The organism is Halomonas terrestris (assembly GCF_049166755.1).
Lineage (GTDB): Bacteria > Pseudomonadota > Gammaproteobacteria > Pseudomonadales > Halomonadaceae > Halomonas.
The window spans coordinates 106,812-123,713 of sequence record NZ_JBMHFZ010000004.1 but is presented as its reverse complement, the minus strand read 5'-3'; the positions used below and the strand labels follow the sequence as shown (position 1 = coordinate 123,713).

The window sequence follows — 16,902 nt, the reverse complement described above, 5'->3', positions numbered from 1 at the left end:
GGCGGCCGGATGGACCGGTCGACGATTGCATCCCGCTTTCCCAGGAGATAACAACATGCAAGCAGCCGACATCATGACCACCAACGTGATCAGCGTGTCCCCGGACGCCGAGGTGCGCGAGATCGCCAGCCTCCTGCTGGAGCACGGCATCAGCGCCGTGCCGGTGGTCGATGCCGACCAGAAAGTGCTGGGCATTGTCAGCGAGGGTGACCTGATGCGTCGGGTCGAGAACGATACCACCGAGCACAAGTCCTGGTGGCTGAGGATATTCGCCGGCGCGAATCCCGGCGAGTACATCAAGTCCCATGGGCGGCTGGCTCGCGAGATCATGACCCCGAAGCCGGTCACCATCGATGAGGCCGAGCCGCTGCACCGCATCGCCAGCCTGCTCGAGAAGCACCGGATCAAGCGGGTGCCGGTGGTGCGCGACGGCAAGCTCGTGGGGATCGTCAGTCGTTCCAACCTGCTGCGTGGTTTCTCGGTCGCCCAGGTGGAAGTCGGCGGGGGCGCCGATGATCGGGAGATCCGCGATGCCATTCTCAAGGAGGTCGACCAGAATACCGGGGTGCTGGTCGATCGCATCAATGTCATCGTCGCCGACGGCAAGGTGCAGCTGTGGGGCCTGGTGGAGAACCAGCAGGAGAAACTGGCCGTGCAGGTGGCCGCCGAGAACACCCGCGGCGTCAAGGCGGTGGAGAACAACCTGGGGTTCGTGCCCCGGGGCATGGCGAGCTTCTGAGCCCGTCGACCCAGTGGACAAGCGGGGCGGCCAGGGGCCGCCCCGCTTGTCTTCGTGCTGGCCGGCGATCTCAGCCCCGGGAGGCTTGCGCCTGGTTCAGGGCGTTCTCGAGGTTCTCGAGGCTGCGCTCGAGCTGGTGCAGCTTGTCCAGGCCGAACAGGCCGATGCGGAAGGTCTTGAAGTCGTCACCCTCGTCGCACATCAGCGGGACGCCGGCCGCCACCTGGACCCCGGCCTCGCCGAAGCGACCGACGATGCCGGGGTCGTCGGTGTAGCTGACCACCACGCCGGGGGCCTCGAACCCCGGAGCGGCGACGCTCCTGAAGCCATGCTCGGCAAGCATGGCGCGCACGCGCTGGCCCAGTGCCAGCTGCTCCTCGCGCACCTTCTCCAGGCCATAGGCCTCGATCTCGGCCATCACGTCGCGCAGCGTGACCAGTCCATCGGTGGGCAGGGTGGCATGGTAGGCATGGCCGCCCTCCTCGTAGGTCTCCATGATCGACAGCCACTTCTTCAGGTCGCAGGCGAAGCTGGTACTGGTGGTCTCGTCGATGCTCTCCCGCGCCAGGCGCGACAGCATGACCATCCCGCAGCAGGGCGAGGCGCTCCAGCCCTTCTGGGGGGCACTGACCAGCACGTCGACCCCCAGGTCCTGCATGTCGACCCAGAGGGTGCCGGAGGCGATGCAATCGAGCACCAAGAGGCCGCCCTCCTCGTGGATGGCATCGGCGACCCGTCGCAGGTAGTCGTCGGGCAGCAGCATGCCGGACGAGGTCTCGACATGGGGGGCGAACACGATGTCGGGCTGCTCGGCACGGATCGAGTCGATCACGTCCTCGATGGGGGGCGGGGCGAAGGGCGACGTGGGGTCGTCCTCGTCGAGCCGCCGCGCCTTGAGCACATCGACGTCCGAGGGAATGCGGCCCATCTCGAGGATCTGGCTCCAGCGATAGCTGAACCAGCCATTGCGTATCACCAGGCAGCGACGGTCGGTCGCGAACTGGCGCGCCACCGCTTCCATGCCGAAGGTGCCGCTGCCCGGCACGATCACGGCACTGTGGGCGTGGTAGACCCGCTTCAGGGTGGCGGATATGTCACGCATCACGCCCTGGAAGCGGGCCGACATGTGGTTCAGCGCACGATCGGTGTAGACCACCGAATACTCCAGCAGCCCATCGGGGTCGACATCGGGTAGCAAGCCGGCCATTTCGTTCTCCGTATTGATTCCAGGCCTTCGTGGCCGAAGGCCCATTCATGCCCTGAGCATATTCCGATTCGCTAACGGGGGCCAGCGGCGGGGGGCCTGTGGCCGGGGTTGTCCGACCTCTTTGTATGGGCAGAACGGCGCCTGCGGCGCCGCAAGTGGCTCAACTGCCCTGGGCGGCCTGGATGGCGGTCAGCGCGATGGTGTAGACGATGTCGTCCACCAGGGCGCCGCGGGAGAGGTCGTTCACCGGCTTGTTGAGGCCCTGCAGCATGGGGCCGACGCTGACCACCCGGGCGCTGCGCTGCACCGCCTTGTAGGTGGTGTTGCCCGTGTTGAGGTCGGGGAAGACGAACACCGTGGCCCGGCCGGCCACCGGCGAGTCCGGCGCCTTCTGGCGGCCGACGCTCTCGATGGCGGCGGCGTCGTACTGCAGCGGCCCGTCGATCAGCAGGTGCGGCGCCTGCTCCCGGGCCAGGCGGGTTGCCTGGCGTACCTTCTCCACGTCGGCGCCACTGCCGGACTCGCCGGTGGAGTAACTGATCATCGCCACCCGCGGCTCGATACCGAAGGCCTGGGCGGAACGGGCACTCTGCAGGGCGATCTCGGCCAGGGTCTCGGCATCCGGGTCGGGGTTCACCGCGCAGTCGCCGTAGACCACCACCTGTTCGGGCAGCAGCATGAAGAAGATCGATGACACCTGGCGGTAGCCCGGCGCGGTCTTGATCAGCTGGAAGGCGGGACGCACGGTGTTGGCGGTGGTGTGCACGGCGCCGGAGACCAGGCCGTCGACCTCGTCGAGCTGCAGCATCATGGTGCCGAGCACCACGTTGTCGTGGAGCTGCGCCTCGGCGGTGAGGGCGTTCACCTTGCCGGTGCGTCGCTCCACCATGGGCGCCACGTAGCGTTCGCGGATGCTGTCCGGGTCGATGATCTCGAGCCCCTCGGGCAGCTCGATGCCGCGGTTGCGGGCGACCTCCACGATCTCCTCGCGCTTGCCGAGCAGCACGCAGCGGGCGATGCCGCGGCGCTGGCAGATGGCGGCCGCCTCCACGGTGCGCGGCTCGTCGCCTTCCGGCAGGACGATGCGCCGGCTGGCCTGCTGGGCCAGCTTGACCAGCTGGTGGCGGAAGGCCGAGGGCGACAGGCGCCGGGTGTAGCCGCGGCTCAGGTGGTCCTTGAGCCACTGCAGGTCGATATGGGCGGCGACGAAGCCGGCCACGCGCTCGGCGCGCTCCAGGTCGTCCATGGGGATGTCGTTGCCCATCTGGCCGAGGTTCCTGGCGGTGGTGAAGCTGTCGGTATCCACCGCCAGCACCGGCAGGCCGGTCTTGAGCGCCGGGCGGCACATCTCGATCATGTTGTCGCCGGGCAGGTAGCCGTTGGTGAGCAGCACGCCGGCCATGGGCACACCGTTCATGGTGGCCAGCGCCGTGGCGAGCACGATGTCGTCGCGGTCACCGGAGGTGACGATCAGGCTGCCGGGGCGGAACACATGCAGGGCGTTGGCGGCACTGCGCGCACACAGGCTGGTGGAGAGCACGCGACGGCTGGCCGCCTCGCCCTCGCTGAGGAAGCGAGCGTCCAGGGCGCGGGCCACGTCCAGCATCCGCGGGGCGTTCAACGAGGGGGTGTAGGGCACCACGCCGATCAGCTGGAAGCGGTCGGTGGCCAGTGCCGGTGAGTGACGGCGCAGCTCGGCGAGCTGGTGGTCGTCGAGCATGGGGGCGGCGGTGCCCGGCGCCAGGGCGGCATCGTCGTTGCCACTCGGCAGGTTGTGCATGCGCATCAGGATGCAGCCCAGGGTGCGTGTGGAGGTGACGCCGCCGAAGGCGCGGGCGTGCATGTCGAGCTGCTCGGCCAGGGCCCGGGGCTCGGCCATGTCGCCGGTACCCACCAGGATGATGCGGGCGTTGAGGGCATGGGCCAGCTGGGCATTGAGCTGGGTGGCGTAGGTGCCATGGCGGGTCGGCACCAGGCCCTCCACCACCAGCAGCTCGGGCGGGCCACCGCGATGCGCAGCGATCGCCCGGTCCTGGAGTTCCACCACCTGTTCCATCAGCACGTCCAGGCGATCATCGCGGACCAGTCGCTCCATCTCGGCCTGGGCGATCGGTGCCGGCGGGCGCAGTCCCAGGGTGCCGGCCACCAGGGCGGTGGAGCGGTCGGGGCCCGGGCCGTTCAGTTCATCCTGGCGCAGCGGCTTGAGGAACCCGGCCCGGAGGCCGATGGCGTCCAGTGCCTGGATCAACCCCAGGCAGGCGGAGGTGAGGCCGGCGCCCTCGCTGGTGGGGACCAGCAGCAGGGTCTGGGGCGCCTCGGGCATCTCGCGGGGTGTCATCGGGTGGCGGCTCCCAGCAACTGGCGGGTTTCCTCGGCGATGCGCCCTTCCTCGTCGGTGGGGATCACCCACAGCCGCGGGGCGGCCGGGTGGCGGCCGTCGATACGTCCCTCGCGACCACCCACGGTCGCGGCATTGGCCTTCCTGTCGAGGCCGAGGCCGAAGTGGGGCAGGTGATCGACCACCTTTCCCCGTACCAGTGACGAGTTCTCGCCGATGCCGCCGGTGAAGACGATGCCGTCGAGCCGCGGCAGGGCACAGGAGAGCCCCGCCAGCGACTTGGCGATGCGGTAGCAGAACACCTCGATGGCCAGCCGGGCGCCGGCGTGGCCCGCCTCGGCGGCGCTCTCCAGCTCCCGCATGTCGTGGCTCAGCCCGGACAGGCCCAGCAACCCGCTGCCGCGGTTGAGTACCTCGTCGATGCGTTCCAGCGTCCAGCTGAGCTGGCGACCCAGGTGGGCATGCAGGCCGGGGTCCACGTCGCCGCTGCGGGTGCCCATCACCAGGCCCTCGAGCGGGGTCAGGCCCATGCTGGTGTCGAGGCTCCGCCCCTCCCGGACGGCGGCGGTGGAGCAGCCGTTGCCCAGGTGCGCCGTCAGCCAGTTGCCGCCCTCGAGGCTGCTCAGGGCATCGGCGCGGGCACTGACATAGGCGTGGCTGGTGCCGTGGAAGCCGTAGCGTCGGATGCCGTGGTCCCGGTAGAGCGCCTCGGGCAGGGCATAGCGGTAGGCCCGTGCGGGCAGGCTCTGGTGGAAGGCGGTATCGAAGACCGCGACCTGGGGCAGCTCGGGGAACAGTTGGCGAGTGGCCGCCACCCCCTGGAGATTGGCCGGGTTGTGCAGTGGTGCCAGGGCGGCGGTCTGCTCGATGGCCGCCACCACGGCGTCATCGAGCAGCGCGGCCCGGGTGAAGTGCTCGCCGCCGTGGACGACCCGGTGCCCCACGGCGACCGGGCGGTGGCCCTCGAGACCGTCGAGGATCGCCTCGAGGGCCTCGACATGCCCGGCATCGGCCAGGGCCCGCTCGAAGCGTTCGCCGCGACTGTCATGGCCAAGCAGGCGGGCGTCGTGCTCCCCCACGCGCTCGACCAGGCCGGTCAGGCGCGGCTGCCCGGGGTCGGCGGGTACCAGGGCGTACTTGATCGAGGAGGAGCCACAGTTGATGACCAGCACCGGGTCGTTCATCGGCACTCCTTGCTTGAGGAAGAACAGGCAGGACAGGAGGACGTCAGTCTAGCATGCTGCCCTGCGTCAGAAAGTGGCGGATACCCTCGGTCATCCATCGGTATTGCCGACATGCCGCTCCCTTCGTCACTTCGCCCCTGTCCCTTTCACCCTGGCGTGCCCCTGGCAACTGGCGGTGGTTGCCGTGCAGGGCCTGAGCCTATACTCGGCAGTAGCGCGTATCCCGGCGGCCGTGGCACTGCCGTCGGTGCGAATACCTTCCCCATCCAACTGCTCGGTGGCAGCGCGGTGCTCGGCCTGTCGCGGCGGTGAGGGTACTTGCACCCGAACCCGGGGTGTACCAGAATTGGCCGTACGTGGGGAAACGCTGTTTCCTAATTGGAGGTGCACCATGAAAACGCTCGTCATTTCCTCTGTGTCCGCACTGCTGGTCGCGGGAGCCCTGGGGGCCACCGCCCAGGCCCAGCAGCCCCTCTACCCGCAGGGCTATCTCGGTGGTGACGCCATGTTCTGGGAGCTCGACCGCGATCGGGCGCCCGATCGCGACAGTGTCGGCCTGCGCCTGCGCGGCGGTGCCCAGTTCAACGACTACTTTGCCGCTGAAGGTCACCTGGGGGGTGGTGGTTCCGATGGTGGCGTCGAGCTGGACTACCTGGTCGGCGCCTACGCCAAGGGTATCCTGCCCATCTCCCGGGAATTCCGTCTCTATGGCCTGCTGGGCTACACCGAGGTGGACTTCGATGTCGACCGCGAGAGCGACTTTTCCTACGGGGCGGGTGCCGAATTCGACGTGGCCCCCAACCTGGCGATCGGCGGTGACTACATGCGTTACCTCGACAAGTCGAATTATACCTTCGACGCAGCGAGCGTGGGCCTGACCTACCGCTTCTGACGCGCGACGTCGATCCGCGGCTCACGGCACCCCGAGGCGAAATGCCTCGGGGTGCGCTTTTTTGGTGCCCCGAAAAGCACTGAAGTGGTGCAAGGCGTAACTGTTTCGTGCTCGAGGCTGATCTGGCGACAGGCCTCCGAGGGGGCGCTGTGAACCCCTTCCTGGGCGCTACCGATGCCCTGCTTCGCTCTCGCGTCCCGCTCCGCTTGCAGGTCCGGTGCTGGCCATCCATGGCCAGCCCGTTCGGAGCGGTGCTCCTCACCCCTGGCATAGTACCCCCTCTTCGACCTGTCCCCGTCGCCTCTCACTTCCTGCGCGGCCAAGGCCTCGAGCATGACAGCGACATGCGACCCGCGCTTGTTAAGCGCCCGGGCTGGCATGGCACGCCTTGTGCAAGGCCATGGGCAGGAGACACCTGACCTGTCTGCCCGGGAGCTGCCATGACCGTTTCACCGACCACGCCGGATGCCGGCTTCGATGCGGCCCTGACGCCGCGACTGCTGTTCACCGACCTGGATGGCTCGCTGCTCGACCACCACAGCTATGACTGGTCCCCCGCCCGGCCCTGGCTGGCCCGCCTCAGGCAGCTCGGGGTGCCGGTGATCCCGGTGACCAGCAAGACCCGCAGCGAGATCGTGCCGCTGCGTCGGGCCCTGGGGCTGGTCGATATCCCCTTCGTCGCCGAGAACGGCGCCGTGGTCGGCCTGCCGCCGGCGTGGTGCCATGCCCGTATCGACCGCCCTGGCCCCGACGGCCTGGCCATTCGCACCCTGGGGGTGGATATCGGCTTCATCCGCAAGCGCCTGGCGGTGTGGCAGGCGCGGCTGGGCGTGAGCTTCACCACCATGAGCGAGATGTCCCTCGACGAGCTCGTCACCTTCACCGGCCTGCCCGAAGCCGAGGCGCGCCTGGCGCGGATGCGCGAGGGCAGCGAACCGCTGGTCTGGCAGGACGACGAGGCCGCCCTCGAGGCCTTCCGTGCGGGACTCGCCGGCGACGGCCTGCAGCTGGTGCGCGGCGGGCGCTTCTGGCACGTCACCGGCGAGTCCCACAAGGGCAGCGCGGTGGCGTGGCTGGTGGAGCGCTACCAGGCGCTGCGCGGCCGCCGCCCGCTGACCCTGGCGCTGGGCGACGGGCCCAACGACATCGCCATGCTCGAGGCGGTGGACCAGGCGGTGGTGATCCGCGGCTGCCACGGCCTGCCGGTGGAGCCGGCCCAGCCGGCGCTCTATCGCAGCGAGGCGACCGGCCCCGCCGGCTGGGCCGAGGGGGTGGCCTACTGGTGGGGGCGAGCCGACCGCCGGGTAAGGCCGGCGGTCGGCATGGCACCTGAACCGGTAGAGGCGGTAGGCCCATGAGCGACTTCCACCAGAACGGCATCATCACCGACTTCCACAACCTGACCCGGCGCCCGGTGGACTCCCTGGAGGCGGACCTGGTGCGCTTCTCGCGTCGCCGCCCAATGAGCCTGATCCTGCCCTCGCTCTACTCCGAGCTGGAGGGGCCCGCCCTCGAGGCGATCGTCGAGGAGATCCGCCGGGTGCCCTATCTCGCCGAGGTGGTGATCGGGCTGGACCGGGCCGACCGCGAGCAGTTCCTGCGTGCCCGGGAGTTCTTCGGCCGGCTGCCGCAGCACCATCGCATCCTCTGGAACGACGGCCCGCGGCTGCGCGCCCTGGACGAGGAGCTGGACGCCCAGGGGCTCTCGCCCCAGCAGCCGGGCAAGGGGCGCAACGTCTGGTTCTGCGCCGGCTTCGTCCAGGCCTCCGGGCGCGGCGCCGTGGTGGCGCTGCACGACTGCGACATCCTCACCTACGAGCGTGGCCTGCTGGCGCGGCTCTTCTACCCGGTGGCCCACCCCCATTTCAACTACGAGTTCTGCAAGGGCTACTACCCGCGCATCGCCGACGGGCGGCTCAACGGCCGCGTGTCCCGGCTGATGGTCACGCCGCTGCTGCGGGCGCTCAAGCGCATCCACGGGCCGCTGCCTTACCTGGAGTACCTGGACAGCTACCGCTACACGCTCTCGGGGGAGTTCTCCATGCGCGCCGAGGTGCTCGACGGCATCCGCATCCCTGCCGACTGGGGCCTGGAGGTCGGCGTGCTCTCCGAGGTGCATCGCAACTACTCCACCAAGCGGCTCTGCCAGGTGGACCTGGCCGACGCCTACGACCACAAGCACCAGCCGGTCTCGGAGGAGGACGCCTCCGCCGGGCTCAATCGCATGAGCCTGGACATCGCCAAGGCGCTTTACCGCAAGCTGGCCACCCAGGGAGTGACCTTCAGCGCAGAGGGCTTCCGCACCCTCAAGGCGACCTACTACCGCCTGGCCCTGGACCTGATCGAGGCCTACGACCACGATGCGGTGATGAACGGCCTCTCCCTGGACCGCCACGGCGAGGAGCGGGCCGTGGAGCTGTTCGCCGCCAACCTGCTCGAGGCCGGCAGCGCCTTCCTCGACAACCCCGGCGAGCGCCCCTTCATCCCCAGCTGGAACCGGGTACGCTCGGCGATTCCCGACCTGCCGGAGCGGCTCCACGACGCCGTGGAGGCCGACAACGACCCCTCCGGGGAGCTGTAAGCCATAAGCTGGAAGCTGGAAATCAGCCTGGATTTGACGCCGAGGGAAGGTGTCAAGGTTTTTCTTCAAGCTTCCAGGCGCGAAGCGCCGCTCTTCAAGCTCCCGGCGAAGCCGGGTACGGCTTCTTCACCAGCCACAGGCAGCGATAGGGCGCCAGGCTCTCCGGCGGCGCCCAGGGGGCTTCCTCCAGCAGGTCGAACCAGGTTCTCTCGCCGAGGGCGGGAAGCGTCAGCGGCTGGGGGGCGTCGGTGACGTTGTGGATCGCCAGCAGGCGGCGCCCGTCGGGCAGCGGGCCGCGCTCCAGCACCAGCAGCTCGGGCGGCGTCTCCAGCACTCGCTGGGGAGCGTCCGGGTGGAAGCAGGGCTCGCCGCGGCGAGCCGCCAGCCGGCGGGTCAGCGCCTCGAAGACCATCCGGGTCGGCGTGTCGGGGCTGTCCAGCAGCAGCTCCAGCTCGTCGCGCTGCCAGCGGCGCCGGTTGATGGAGCGCAGGCGGCCGCTGCGCTCCACCCCCTCCAGGTCGTTCAGGGTGCCGGTCAGCACGTGGAGGTAGAGCGCCGGGATGCCCCGCAGGCCGAGCATCAGCTGCTGGCCGCACAGGAAGCGCTGCATCTGCCAGGGGTCCGGCCCGCGACGGGTGCCCTTCATGGCATCGAACCAGGTGATGTTGATCTCGTAGGGGCTGTCGCTGCCGTCGTCCCGGGTGCGCATGCTGACGAAGCCGCCGAAGCGGTGCATCAGCTCCAGCAACGCATCGATCTCGTGCTGGGGCAGCCAGCCCTCCAGCGGGCGCACGCCGATGCCGTCGTGGCTGGCGGTAAAGTTGAGAAAGCTGCAGCCGGGGGGCAGGGACGGCAGGCTCTTCAGCCAGGACGCCAGGGTGCCCGCCTCGCCGCTGGTCAGGGTGTGCAGCAGCAGCGGCGGCAGCGGGAACTGATAGACCAGGTGCGCCTCGTCGGGAGGGTTGTTGGGGGAAAGCCGCTCCAGGCCCAGGTAGCTGAGGTTCTCCCGGTGGGGCACGTTGGTCTCGGTGAGCAGCAGGGTCCCCGGCGCCACATGGTCCACCACCGCGCGCAGCAGCCGCACCACCTCGTGGGTCTGGGGCAGGTGGATGCAGGGGGTGCCGACCGCCTTCCACAGGTAGGCGATGGCGTCGAGACGCACTACCCGGGCCCCCTGGCCGAGGTAGAAGAGCAGGATGCCGATGAACTCCAGCAGCACGTCGGGGTTGGCGAAGTTCAGGTCGATCTGGTCCTCGGAGAAGGTCGCCCAGAGGTGGCGAGGGCCGCGCCGGGTGGGCACCTTGACCAGCAGCGGAGAGCTGCGCGGCCTGACCACCGCCGAGAGGTCGGTGTCCGGGTCCATCTCGATGAAGTAGTCGCGCCCCGGCTGGCTGCCGGAGAGGTAGTCGACGAACCACAGTGACTCCCGGGAGACGTGGTTGAGCACCAGGTCCACCACCAGGTCGTGCCGCCCGGCCAGGGCGCGGACATGGGACCAGTCCCCCAGGTCGGGGGAGACCTCGCGATAGTGGATCACCGAGAAGCCGTCGTCGCTGCTCCAGGGAAAGAAGGGCAGCAGGTGCACCCCGCTGAAGGTCTCCGCCAGGCGCGCCTCCAGGAAGTCCTCCAGCACCTCGAGGGGCGCTCGCTCGCCCTCCAGCAGGCTGTCGCCGTAGCTGATCAGCCACTGGTCGCGTTCGCTCCAGAGTGGCGCGTCGGCTTCACCATGCGAGGGCGGGGCCTGGTGGGCCAGCAGGGTGAGCAGCCGGCGATGTACCTCGCCGGCGCGCGGGCCGTAGAGGAGGGCCAGGTGGCCGTGGGCGCGGCGGCTGAAGGCCTCGGCGTCCAGCGGGACGGCGACGGAGGGGGTGAAGGTCGGGCGGTCGGGCATGGCCGGGGCTCCTGGTGGCGACCCCTAGCCCATGCAGGCCCCGTGCCAGCCTCGGTGGCCGGCCTGGCGGCGTCCGCTGACGCATCACGCCGGCTCGAGGGCCGGCGTGATCGTTCAGGCGGTCGTTACAGGGGGCGGCGGCGAGCGGCCTATACCTCCTGGTAGAGCTCGCTGCCCGTCCTGCGGAACTTCTCCGCCTGCTCCTCCATGCCCTGCATGACGGCTTCCCGGTCGCCGTCGAGGCCGTTGTCCCTGGCGTAGTCGCGGACCTCCTGGCTGATCTTCATGGAGCAGAACTTCGGCCCGCACATGGAGCAGAAGTGGGCCACCTTGGCCGAGTCCTTGGGCAGGGTCTCGTCGTGGTACTCCCGGGCGGTGTCCGGGTCCAGGCCGAGGTTGAACTGGTCCTCCCAGCGGAACTCGAAGCGCGCCTTGGACAGCGCGTTGTCGCGGCGCTGGGCGGCCGGGTGGCCCTTGGCGAGATCCGCCGCGTGGGCGGCGATCTTGTAGGTGATGATGCCGGTCTTGACGTCGTCCTTGTTGGGCAGGCCCAGGTGCTCCTTGGGGGTCACGTAGCAGAGCATGGCGCAGCCGTACCAGCCGATCATCGCCGCGCCGATGCCGGAGGTGATGTGATCGTAGCCGGGGGCGATGTCGGTGACCAGCGGGCCGAGGGTGTAGAAGGGCGCCTCGTCGCAGTACTCGAGCTGCTTGTCCATGTTCTCCTTGACCAGGTGCATGGGCACGTGGCCGGGGCCCTCGATCATCACCTGGACGTCGTGCTTCCAGGCGATATGGGTCAGCTCGCCCAGGGTCTTGAGCTCGGCCATCTGGGCCTCGTCGTTGGCGTCGGCCACCGAGCCGGGGCGCAGGCCGTCGCCCAGGGAGAACGCCACGTCGTAGCGCTTGCAGATCTCGCAGATCTCCTCGAAGTGCTCGTAGAGGAAGCTCTCCCGGTGATGGTAGAGGCACCACTTGGCCATGATGGAGCCGCCCCGGGAGACGATGCCGGTGACCCGCCTGGCGGTGAGCGGCACATAGCGCAGCAGCACCCCGGCGTGGATGGTGAAGTAGTCCACGCCCTGCTCGGCCTGCTCGATCAGGGTGTCGCGGAACACCTCCCAGGTGAGGTCCTCGGCCACGCCCTTGACCTTCTCCAGGGCCTGGTAGATCGGCACCGTGCCGATGGGCACCGGGGCGTTGCGGATGATCCACTCGCGGGTCTCGTGGATGTTCTGCCCGGTGGAGAGATCCATGATGGTGTCGGCGCCCCAGCGGATGCCCCAGGTCATCTTGTCGACCTCCTCCTCGATGGAGGAGGTGACCGCGGAGTTGCCCAGGTTGCCGTTGATCTTCACCAGGAAGTTGCGGCCGATGATCATCGGCTCCGACTCCGGGTGGTTGATATTGCAGGGGATGATGGCCCGGCCGGCGGCGACCTCGGCGCGCACGAACTCGGGGGTGATCTCCTCCGGCAGGCGGGCGCCGAAGCCCTGGCCCGGGTGCTGGTGGCCGAGGATACGCTCGACTTCCGCCGTGCCCAGGGCTTGCCTGCGTTGATTCTCCCGAATGGCGATAAATTCCATCTCCGGGGTGATGATGCCCTGGCGGGCGTAGTGCAGCTGGGTGACGTTCCTGCCCTCCCTGGCGCGCCTTGGCGTACGGGTCAGGTCGAAGCGCAGTGGGGCCAGGGTCGGGTCGTTGGCGCGGCGCTGGCCGTACTCGCTGGTGGGGCCGTCGAGGAACTCGGTGTCGTCGCGCGCCTCGATCCAGGCGCGGCGCAGCTCGGGCAGTCCCTTTCGCAGGTCGATCTCGGCCGCCGGGTCGGTGTAGGGGCCGGAGGTGTCGTAGACCAGCAGCGGCGGGTTCTCCTCGTCGGCGCCGGAGGTCTTCGTCGGCGACAGGGAGATCTCGCGGAAGGGCACGCGGATATCCGGGCGCGAGCCCTCGACATGGACCTTGCGCGAGCCGGGCAGCGGCTGGACGGCGGCCGCGTCGACCCGGGCGGTCTCGGCGAGGAAGTGGGCGGTCTTGCTCATGGGGATTGTCCTTGACGTGTTGTTGTCGCTCAGGGGGGGCATCAGAGGCTGCGGTCCAGCCCCATCTGCCAGAAGTCGATCTCCAGCCGGGTGGCGTCGCGAAACACCGTGCAGAGCTCGGCGAAACGCGCCGGGGTGACGTCGGCCAGGCGGGCGTCGAGCCAGGCCTCCTCGGCACGGCGGGCGGTCTGGAATTCGTCGCTCTCGTACATGGCGATCCAGGCGTCATAGGGATTGGCGTCGCCGCGCACGGTGAAGGGCCGGGCATTGATCCAGTCGGCGATCTCGCCGTAGCCCACCAGGCAGGGGGCCAGGGCCACGTGCAGGTCGAGCAGGTCGCCGCGGTTGCCGGTATCCAGCACGTAACGGGTGTAGGCCATGGTGGCCCGGGCCTCGGGCTGGGCGGCGAGCTCCTCCTCGGCGATGCCCCATTCCCGGCAGTAGCCCACGTGCAGGCCCAGCTCCACGTCGACGATCGCCTTGAGCCCCTCATGGGCCTGGCGCAGGTCGTCCAGGGTGCGGCTCTTGTAGGCGGCCAGGGCGTAGGCGCGGGCGAAGTGGATCAGGAAGAGGTAGTCCTGCTGCAGGTAGTGGCGGAAGGCGCCTTCCTCGAGGGCGCCCTCGGCCAGGCCGCGCACGAAGTCGTGCTCGATGTAGGCGCGCCAGTCGTCCTGGCAGGCGGCGGTGAGGTCGCTGAAGCGGTAGCCCATCATGCCTCCGGTAGCGGTGTGTCGATCCGGAGCGTGGGCGAAGGGGGGAGGGGCCGATGGGGGCGGGCATGTATCTGGCGCCGCCAGTGATCTGGCCGCCGCTTGATTCCTACGCCGGTACGAGCCGGATCAGGTTCAACGGGCCCCGCCGTGACGACAGCATCTGTCGTATGGCGATCTCAGCCGGTTCCACCGGCACCCCGTCAAGCGTCGGAGCCAGTCTAGCAGGCTGGCGGCGACTTGCCAGCCCGTCTGTTGCCAGGATCGCTCATTGCCGGAGTGCCTCCAGTTCGAAGATCAGCGTCACCTCGTCGCCGACCATGCCGTTGTCGACCCCGTAGGTCATGCCCCAGTCGCTGCGGGCGATGGTGGTGCGTGCCGAGAGCCCCAGGGTGTACTGCTCATGCCCGAAGGGGTAGACCTCGGCCTTGTTGAGGGTGACATCCAGTGTCACGGGGCGCGTCTCGCCGAGCAGGGTCAGTTCGCCCTCGAGGGTGCCCTCGCTGTCGCTGTGGGCCTCGAAGCCGGTGGCCTCGAAGACGATGGTGGGGTAGCGGCCGGCATCGAGGAAATCGTTGCTGCGCAGGTGGTTGTCGCGCTCCTCGTGGTTGGAAAAGACGCTGTCGGCGCTGATCTCCACCCGGGCCGAGTGCAGCTCACGGGTCTCGTCGTCATAGACGAACTCACCGCTGCCTTCGAGGAACATGCCGAGCAGGTCGGCATAGCCGACATGCTCGGTCAAGAAGCCGATGGAGAAGTGCTCCGGGTCGATCTCGTAGGTGTGGGGTTCGGCGGCGACGGGCAGGGTGGCGAGTCCCGCCACCACACCGGCTGTCGCCGCGAGGGCGGAAAGTCGATGGTAAGGGTGTCGAATGGCCATGGGGAATCCTCCGCGGACATGCAGGGTTGCCGACCGGGCAACCGTGTCGGGTTTCAGGGCCTGGCGTGGCGATACAGCCAATGGATGTCGGTGGCGAACGACCAGACGAGCCCTGCCAGGGCCGTGGCCGCCAGCCAGGCGGCAGGCGTGGCCCCGATGGCAGGCAGCAGGCCGAGCAGCAACGCCGCCACCTGCCAGACACAGACGATCTTGCGCCGACGGCTCTCGGGCAAGGGGGCCGCGAGCCAGCGCAGCTGCCGGCCGGCCAGCATGAAGGCGTAGCGCAGGGTGCCGATGGCCAGTATCCAGGGGCCCACCTTGCCGAGTGCCAGCAGCGCCAGGCACAGCACCAGGATGAAGCAGGCATCCATCTCCATGTCGAAGCGAGCGCCGAAACGGCTGGTGGTGCCGCTGTGACGGGCCACCCAGCCGTCCAGGCCGTCGAGCAGCAGGGCGACCAGTGCCAGGCCGGCGAAGAGGCCACCCTGGGCCGCCAGCAGCACAGGGTCGGCCACGGCACCGGCCAGCAGCGCCACCAGCCCGCCCCTGGCCAGGGTGACCCGATTGGCCCAGCCCAGCCGCTGCCAATGGTTCGGCACCCGACCCATGACCAGCCCGGCCATGATCAGGTAGGTCGCCATGGCCACCAGGGGCAGTGCCGGGGCGGCGTCGAGCCAGTGCCACAGCATGATGCCTGCCGCCAGCAGGCCGGCGAACCCGGCGGCCAGTTCCAGCGCGAGCCAGGGTGCGGGGCCGGTGGCCGTCCGCTGCCGTACTCGCGGGGCATGATCCTGAAGCGGGGCGAAGCGTGACATCGGACCTCCCGTGAGGCGGCAGCAGCGACGCTGCCGGGCCTTTATCGCTATGCTGACCAGCAGCGGGACCACACTCTCAACGTAGTCCACCGAGGGGTGACCGGCAGCATCATCATTATGCAGTAATCATTTCTCTGTACCATTATTGTAAAATTTGGGTCGTGGCCAATGGCCCTGGACAGCTGTCTCGCAGCGAATGGATCGCAGCAGGATCATCACCATGTCTGACATCACCGCCACCGCTTTCTGGACCCTGGCCCCGGGGCACGGGGCACTGAGCGAGGAGCCGCTGCCCGCCCCCGGCGAGGGGGAGGTGCGGGTCAGGGCGCTGTTCGGCGCCGTCAGCCGGGGGACCGAGTCGCTGGTGTTCCAGGGTCGGGTACCCGAGGGCGAGTGGCAGCGCATGCGCGCCCCCTTCCAGGCCGGCGACTTCCCCTGGCCGGTGAAGTACGGCTACGCCAGCGTGGGGGTGGTCGAGGCCGGCCCCGACGCGCTGCTGGGTCGCGAGGTGTTCTGCCTGCATCCCCATCAGGATCGCTACGTGGTGCCGGCCGCCGCGGTCACGCCGCTGCCGGCGGGCCTGCCGCCCGCCCGGGCGGTGCTCGCCGCCAACATGGAGACCGCGATCAACGGTTGCTGGGACGCCGAGCCGCGAGTCGGCGACCGTATCGCGGTGATCGGGGCCGGCGTGGTGGGCGCCCTGGTGGCCTGGCTCTGTGCGGCCATTCCCGGCACCGGCGTCTGCCTGGTGGACGTGGCGCCCGGCCGTGCCGAGCTGGCCCGCGCCCTGGGGGTCGACTTCCGCCTGGCCGAGCAGGCACCGACCGACAACGACCTGGTGGTCCACGCCAGCGGCAACCCCGAGGGGCTGCGCCTGGCGCTGGCGCTGGCCGGCGACGAGGCGCGGGTGGTGGAGATGAGCTGGTACGGCGACCGCGAGGCGAGCCTGCCGCTGGGGGAGGCCTTCCACTCCCGGCGACTGCGCCTGGTCGGCAGCCAGGTGGGCCGCCTGCCCGCCGAACGCACGCCGCGCTGGGACCATCGCCGGCGCCTGGCGCTGGCGCTGGAGCTGCTGCGCGACCCCCGCCTCGACGCCCTGATCAGCGGAGAGAGCGATTTCCTCGACCTGCCCGTCCTGATGCCCCGACTCGCCGCCGCCGCGGGCGAGGTGCTCTGCCACCGCCTGCGCTACCCGACCACCCCCTGACCCGACGGGAGCCTCAGCCATGTACCGACTCACCGTTCGCGATCACTTCATGATCGCCCACAGCTTCCGTGGCGAGATCTTCGGTCCCGCCCAGCGCACCCATGGCGCCACCTATGTGGTCGATGTCCGCTTCCAGCGCCGTGAGCTCGACGAGGACGGCCTGGTGGTCGATATCGGCCTGGCCGGCGAGACGCTCAAGGCGGTACTCGGCGAGTTCAACTATCGCAACCTCGACCAGCTGGAAGAGTTCCACGGGCGCAATACCACGACCGAGTTCATGGCGCGGGTCATCTTCGAGCGCCTGGCCACGGCGATTCAGCTCGGCCGTCTCGGCGGCTCGGCGGGCGGGCTCGACAGCATGCGCGTGACCCTGCATGAATCCCATGTCGCCTGGGCCAGCTACGAGGGCGAGCTGTGAG

Annotated in this window: 14 protein-coding genes and 1 riboswitch; of the genes, 6 read left to right on the top strand and 8 right to left on the bottom strand. The window is 69.3% G+C overall.

Features of this window, described 5'->3' with window-relative positions:
- The first annotated feature begins 55 nt into the window (after positions 1–55).
- Positions 56–739, top strand: coding sequence for a CBS domain-containing protein (locus ACOMD9_RS06075; RefSeq protein WP_421412811.1), 684 nt, complete (start codon positions 56–58; stop codon positions 737–739).
- 70 nt (positions 740–809) lie between these two features.
- Here the strand turns inward: ACOMD9_RS06075 and ACOMD9_RS06070 are convergent, their stop codons facing one another.
- The 3 genes from ACOMD9_RS06070 to ACOMD9_RS06060 all read right to left on the bottom strand — a co-directional run bounded on the left by ACOMD9_RS06070 (position 810) and on the right by ACOMD9_RS06060 (position 5,468).
- Positions 810–1,946: an aminotransferase class V-fold PLP-dependent enzyme gene (locus ACOMD9_RS06070; RefSeq protein WP_421412810.1), complete on the bottom strand. Its 1,137-nt coding sequence runs from the start codon at positions 1,944–1,946 to the stop codon at positions 810–812.
- A 160-nt stretch (positions 1,947–2,106) separates the two neighbouring features.
- Positions 2,107–4,284, bottom strand: a complete 2,178-nt coding sequence (gene pta / locus ACOMD9_RS06065) for a phosphate acetyltransferase (RefSeq protein WP_421412808.1) — start codon at positions 4,282–4,284, stop codon at positions 2,107–2,109.
- The gene (locus ACOMD9_RS06060; RefSeq protein ID WP_421412807.1) at positions 4,281–5,468 is read right to left on the bottom strand and encodes an acetate/propionate family kinase; all 1,188 of its coding nucleotides are present in this window, start codon (positions 5,466–5,468) and stop codon (positions 4,281–4,283) included. Before ACOMD9_RS06060 ends, pta begins: the two co-directional genes overlap by 4 nt.
- A 391-nt stretch (positions 5,469–5,859) precedes the next feature.
- Between ACOMD9_RS06060 and ACOMD9_RS06055 the strand changes: the two genes are divergently transcribed.
- From ACOMD9_RS06055 to ACOMD9_RS06045, 3 genes are all read left to right on the top strand, one after another.
- A complete protein-coding gene (locus ACOMD9_RS06055; protein WP_421412805.1) occupies positions 5,860–6,360 on the top strand; it encodes a porin family protein in 501 nt (166 codons plus the stop codon).
- 440 nt (positions 6,361–6,800) lie between these two features.
- A complete protein-coding gene (locus tag ACOMD9_RS06050) occupies positions 6,801–7,718 on the top strand; it encodes an HAD-IIB family hydrolase (RefSeq protein WP_421412804.1) in 918 nt (305 codons plus the stop codon).
- A complete protein-coding gene (locus ACOMD9_RS06045) occupies positions 7,715–8,941 on the top strand; it encodes a glycosyltransferase family protein (RefSeq protein ID WP_421412802.1) in 1,227 nt (408 codons plus the stop codon). Before ACOMD9_RS06050 ends, ACOMD9_RS06045 begins: the two co-directional genes overlap by 4 nt.
- A 94-nt stretch (positions 8,942–9,035) precedes the next feature.
- Here ACOMD9_RS06045 and ACOMD9_RS06040 read toward each other — a convergent pair whose 3' ends face one another.
- The 5 genes from ACOMD9_RS06040 to ACOMD9_RS06020 all read right to left on the bottom strand — a co-directional run bounded on the left by ACOMD9_RS06040 (position 9,036) and on the right by ACOMD9_RS06020 (position 15,276).
- Positions 9,036–10,832 (bottom strand): sugar phosphorylase, encoded by a 1,797-nt coding sequence (locus ACOMD9_RS06040; RefSeq protein WP_421412800.1) that lies wholly within the window; start codon positions 10,830–10,832, stop codon positions 9,036–9,038.
- A 149-nt stretch (positions 10,833–10,981) separates the two neighbouring features.
- Positions 10,982–12,871 carry a phosphomethylpyrimidine synthase ThiC gene (gene thiC / locus ACOMD9_RS06035; RefSeq protein ID WP_421412798.1) on the bottom strand — a complete coding sequence of 630 codons (1,890 nt, stop codon included), beginning with the start codon at positions 12,869–12,871 and terminating at the stop codon, positions 10,982–10,984.
- Positions 12,872–12,912: 41 nt separating this feature from the next.
- On the bottom strand, positions 12,913–13,581 hold the full coding sequence (gene tenA / locus ACOMD9_RS06030) for a thiaminase II (RefSeq protein ID WP_421412971.1): 669 nt from the start codon (positions 13,579–13,581) through the stop codon (positions 12,913–12,915).
- Positions 13,582–13,670: 89 nt separating this feature from the next.
- A riboswitch (TPP riboswitch) is annotated at positions 13,671–13,794 on the bottom strand.
- Between the two features lie 55 nt (positions 13,795–13,849).
- Positions 13,850–14,461, bottom strand: a complete 612-nt coding sequence (locus ACOMD9_RS06025) for a YceI family protein (protein ID WP_421412796.1) — start codon at positions 14,459–14,461, stop codon at positions 13,850–13,852.
- Between the two features lie 53 nt (positions 14,462–14,514).
- A complete protein-coding gene (locus ACOMD9_RS06020) occupies positions 14,515–15,276 on the bottom strand; it encodes a CDP-alcohol phosphatidyltransferase family protein (protein ID WP_421412795.1) in 762 nt (253 codons plus the stop codon).
- A gap of 220 nt (positions 15,277–15,496) precedes the next feature.
- Between ACOMD9_RS06020 and ACOMD9_RS06015 the strand changes: the two genes are divergently transcribed.
- A complete protein-coding gene (locus ACOMD9_RS06015) occupies positions 15,497–16,483 on the top strand; it encodes a zinc-dependent alcohol dehydrogenase (protein WP_421412793.1) in 987 nt (328 codons plus the stop codon).
- A gap of 19 nt (positions 16,484–16,502) precedes the next feature.
- Positions 16,503–16,901: a 6-pyruvoyl trahydropterin synthase family protein gene (locus ACOMD9_RS06010; RefSeq protein WP_421412791.1), complete on the top strand. Its 399-nt coding sequence runs from the start codon at positions 16,503–16,505 to the stop codon at positions 16,899–16,901.
- The last annotated feature ends 1 nt before the right edge of the window (position 16,902 follow it).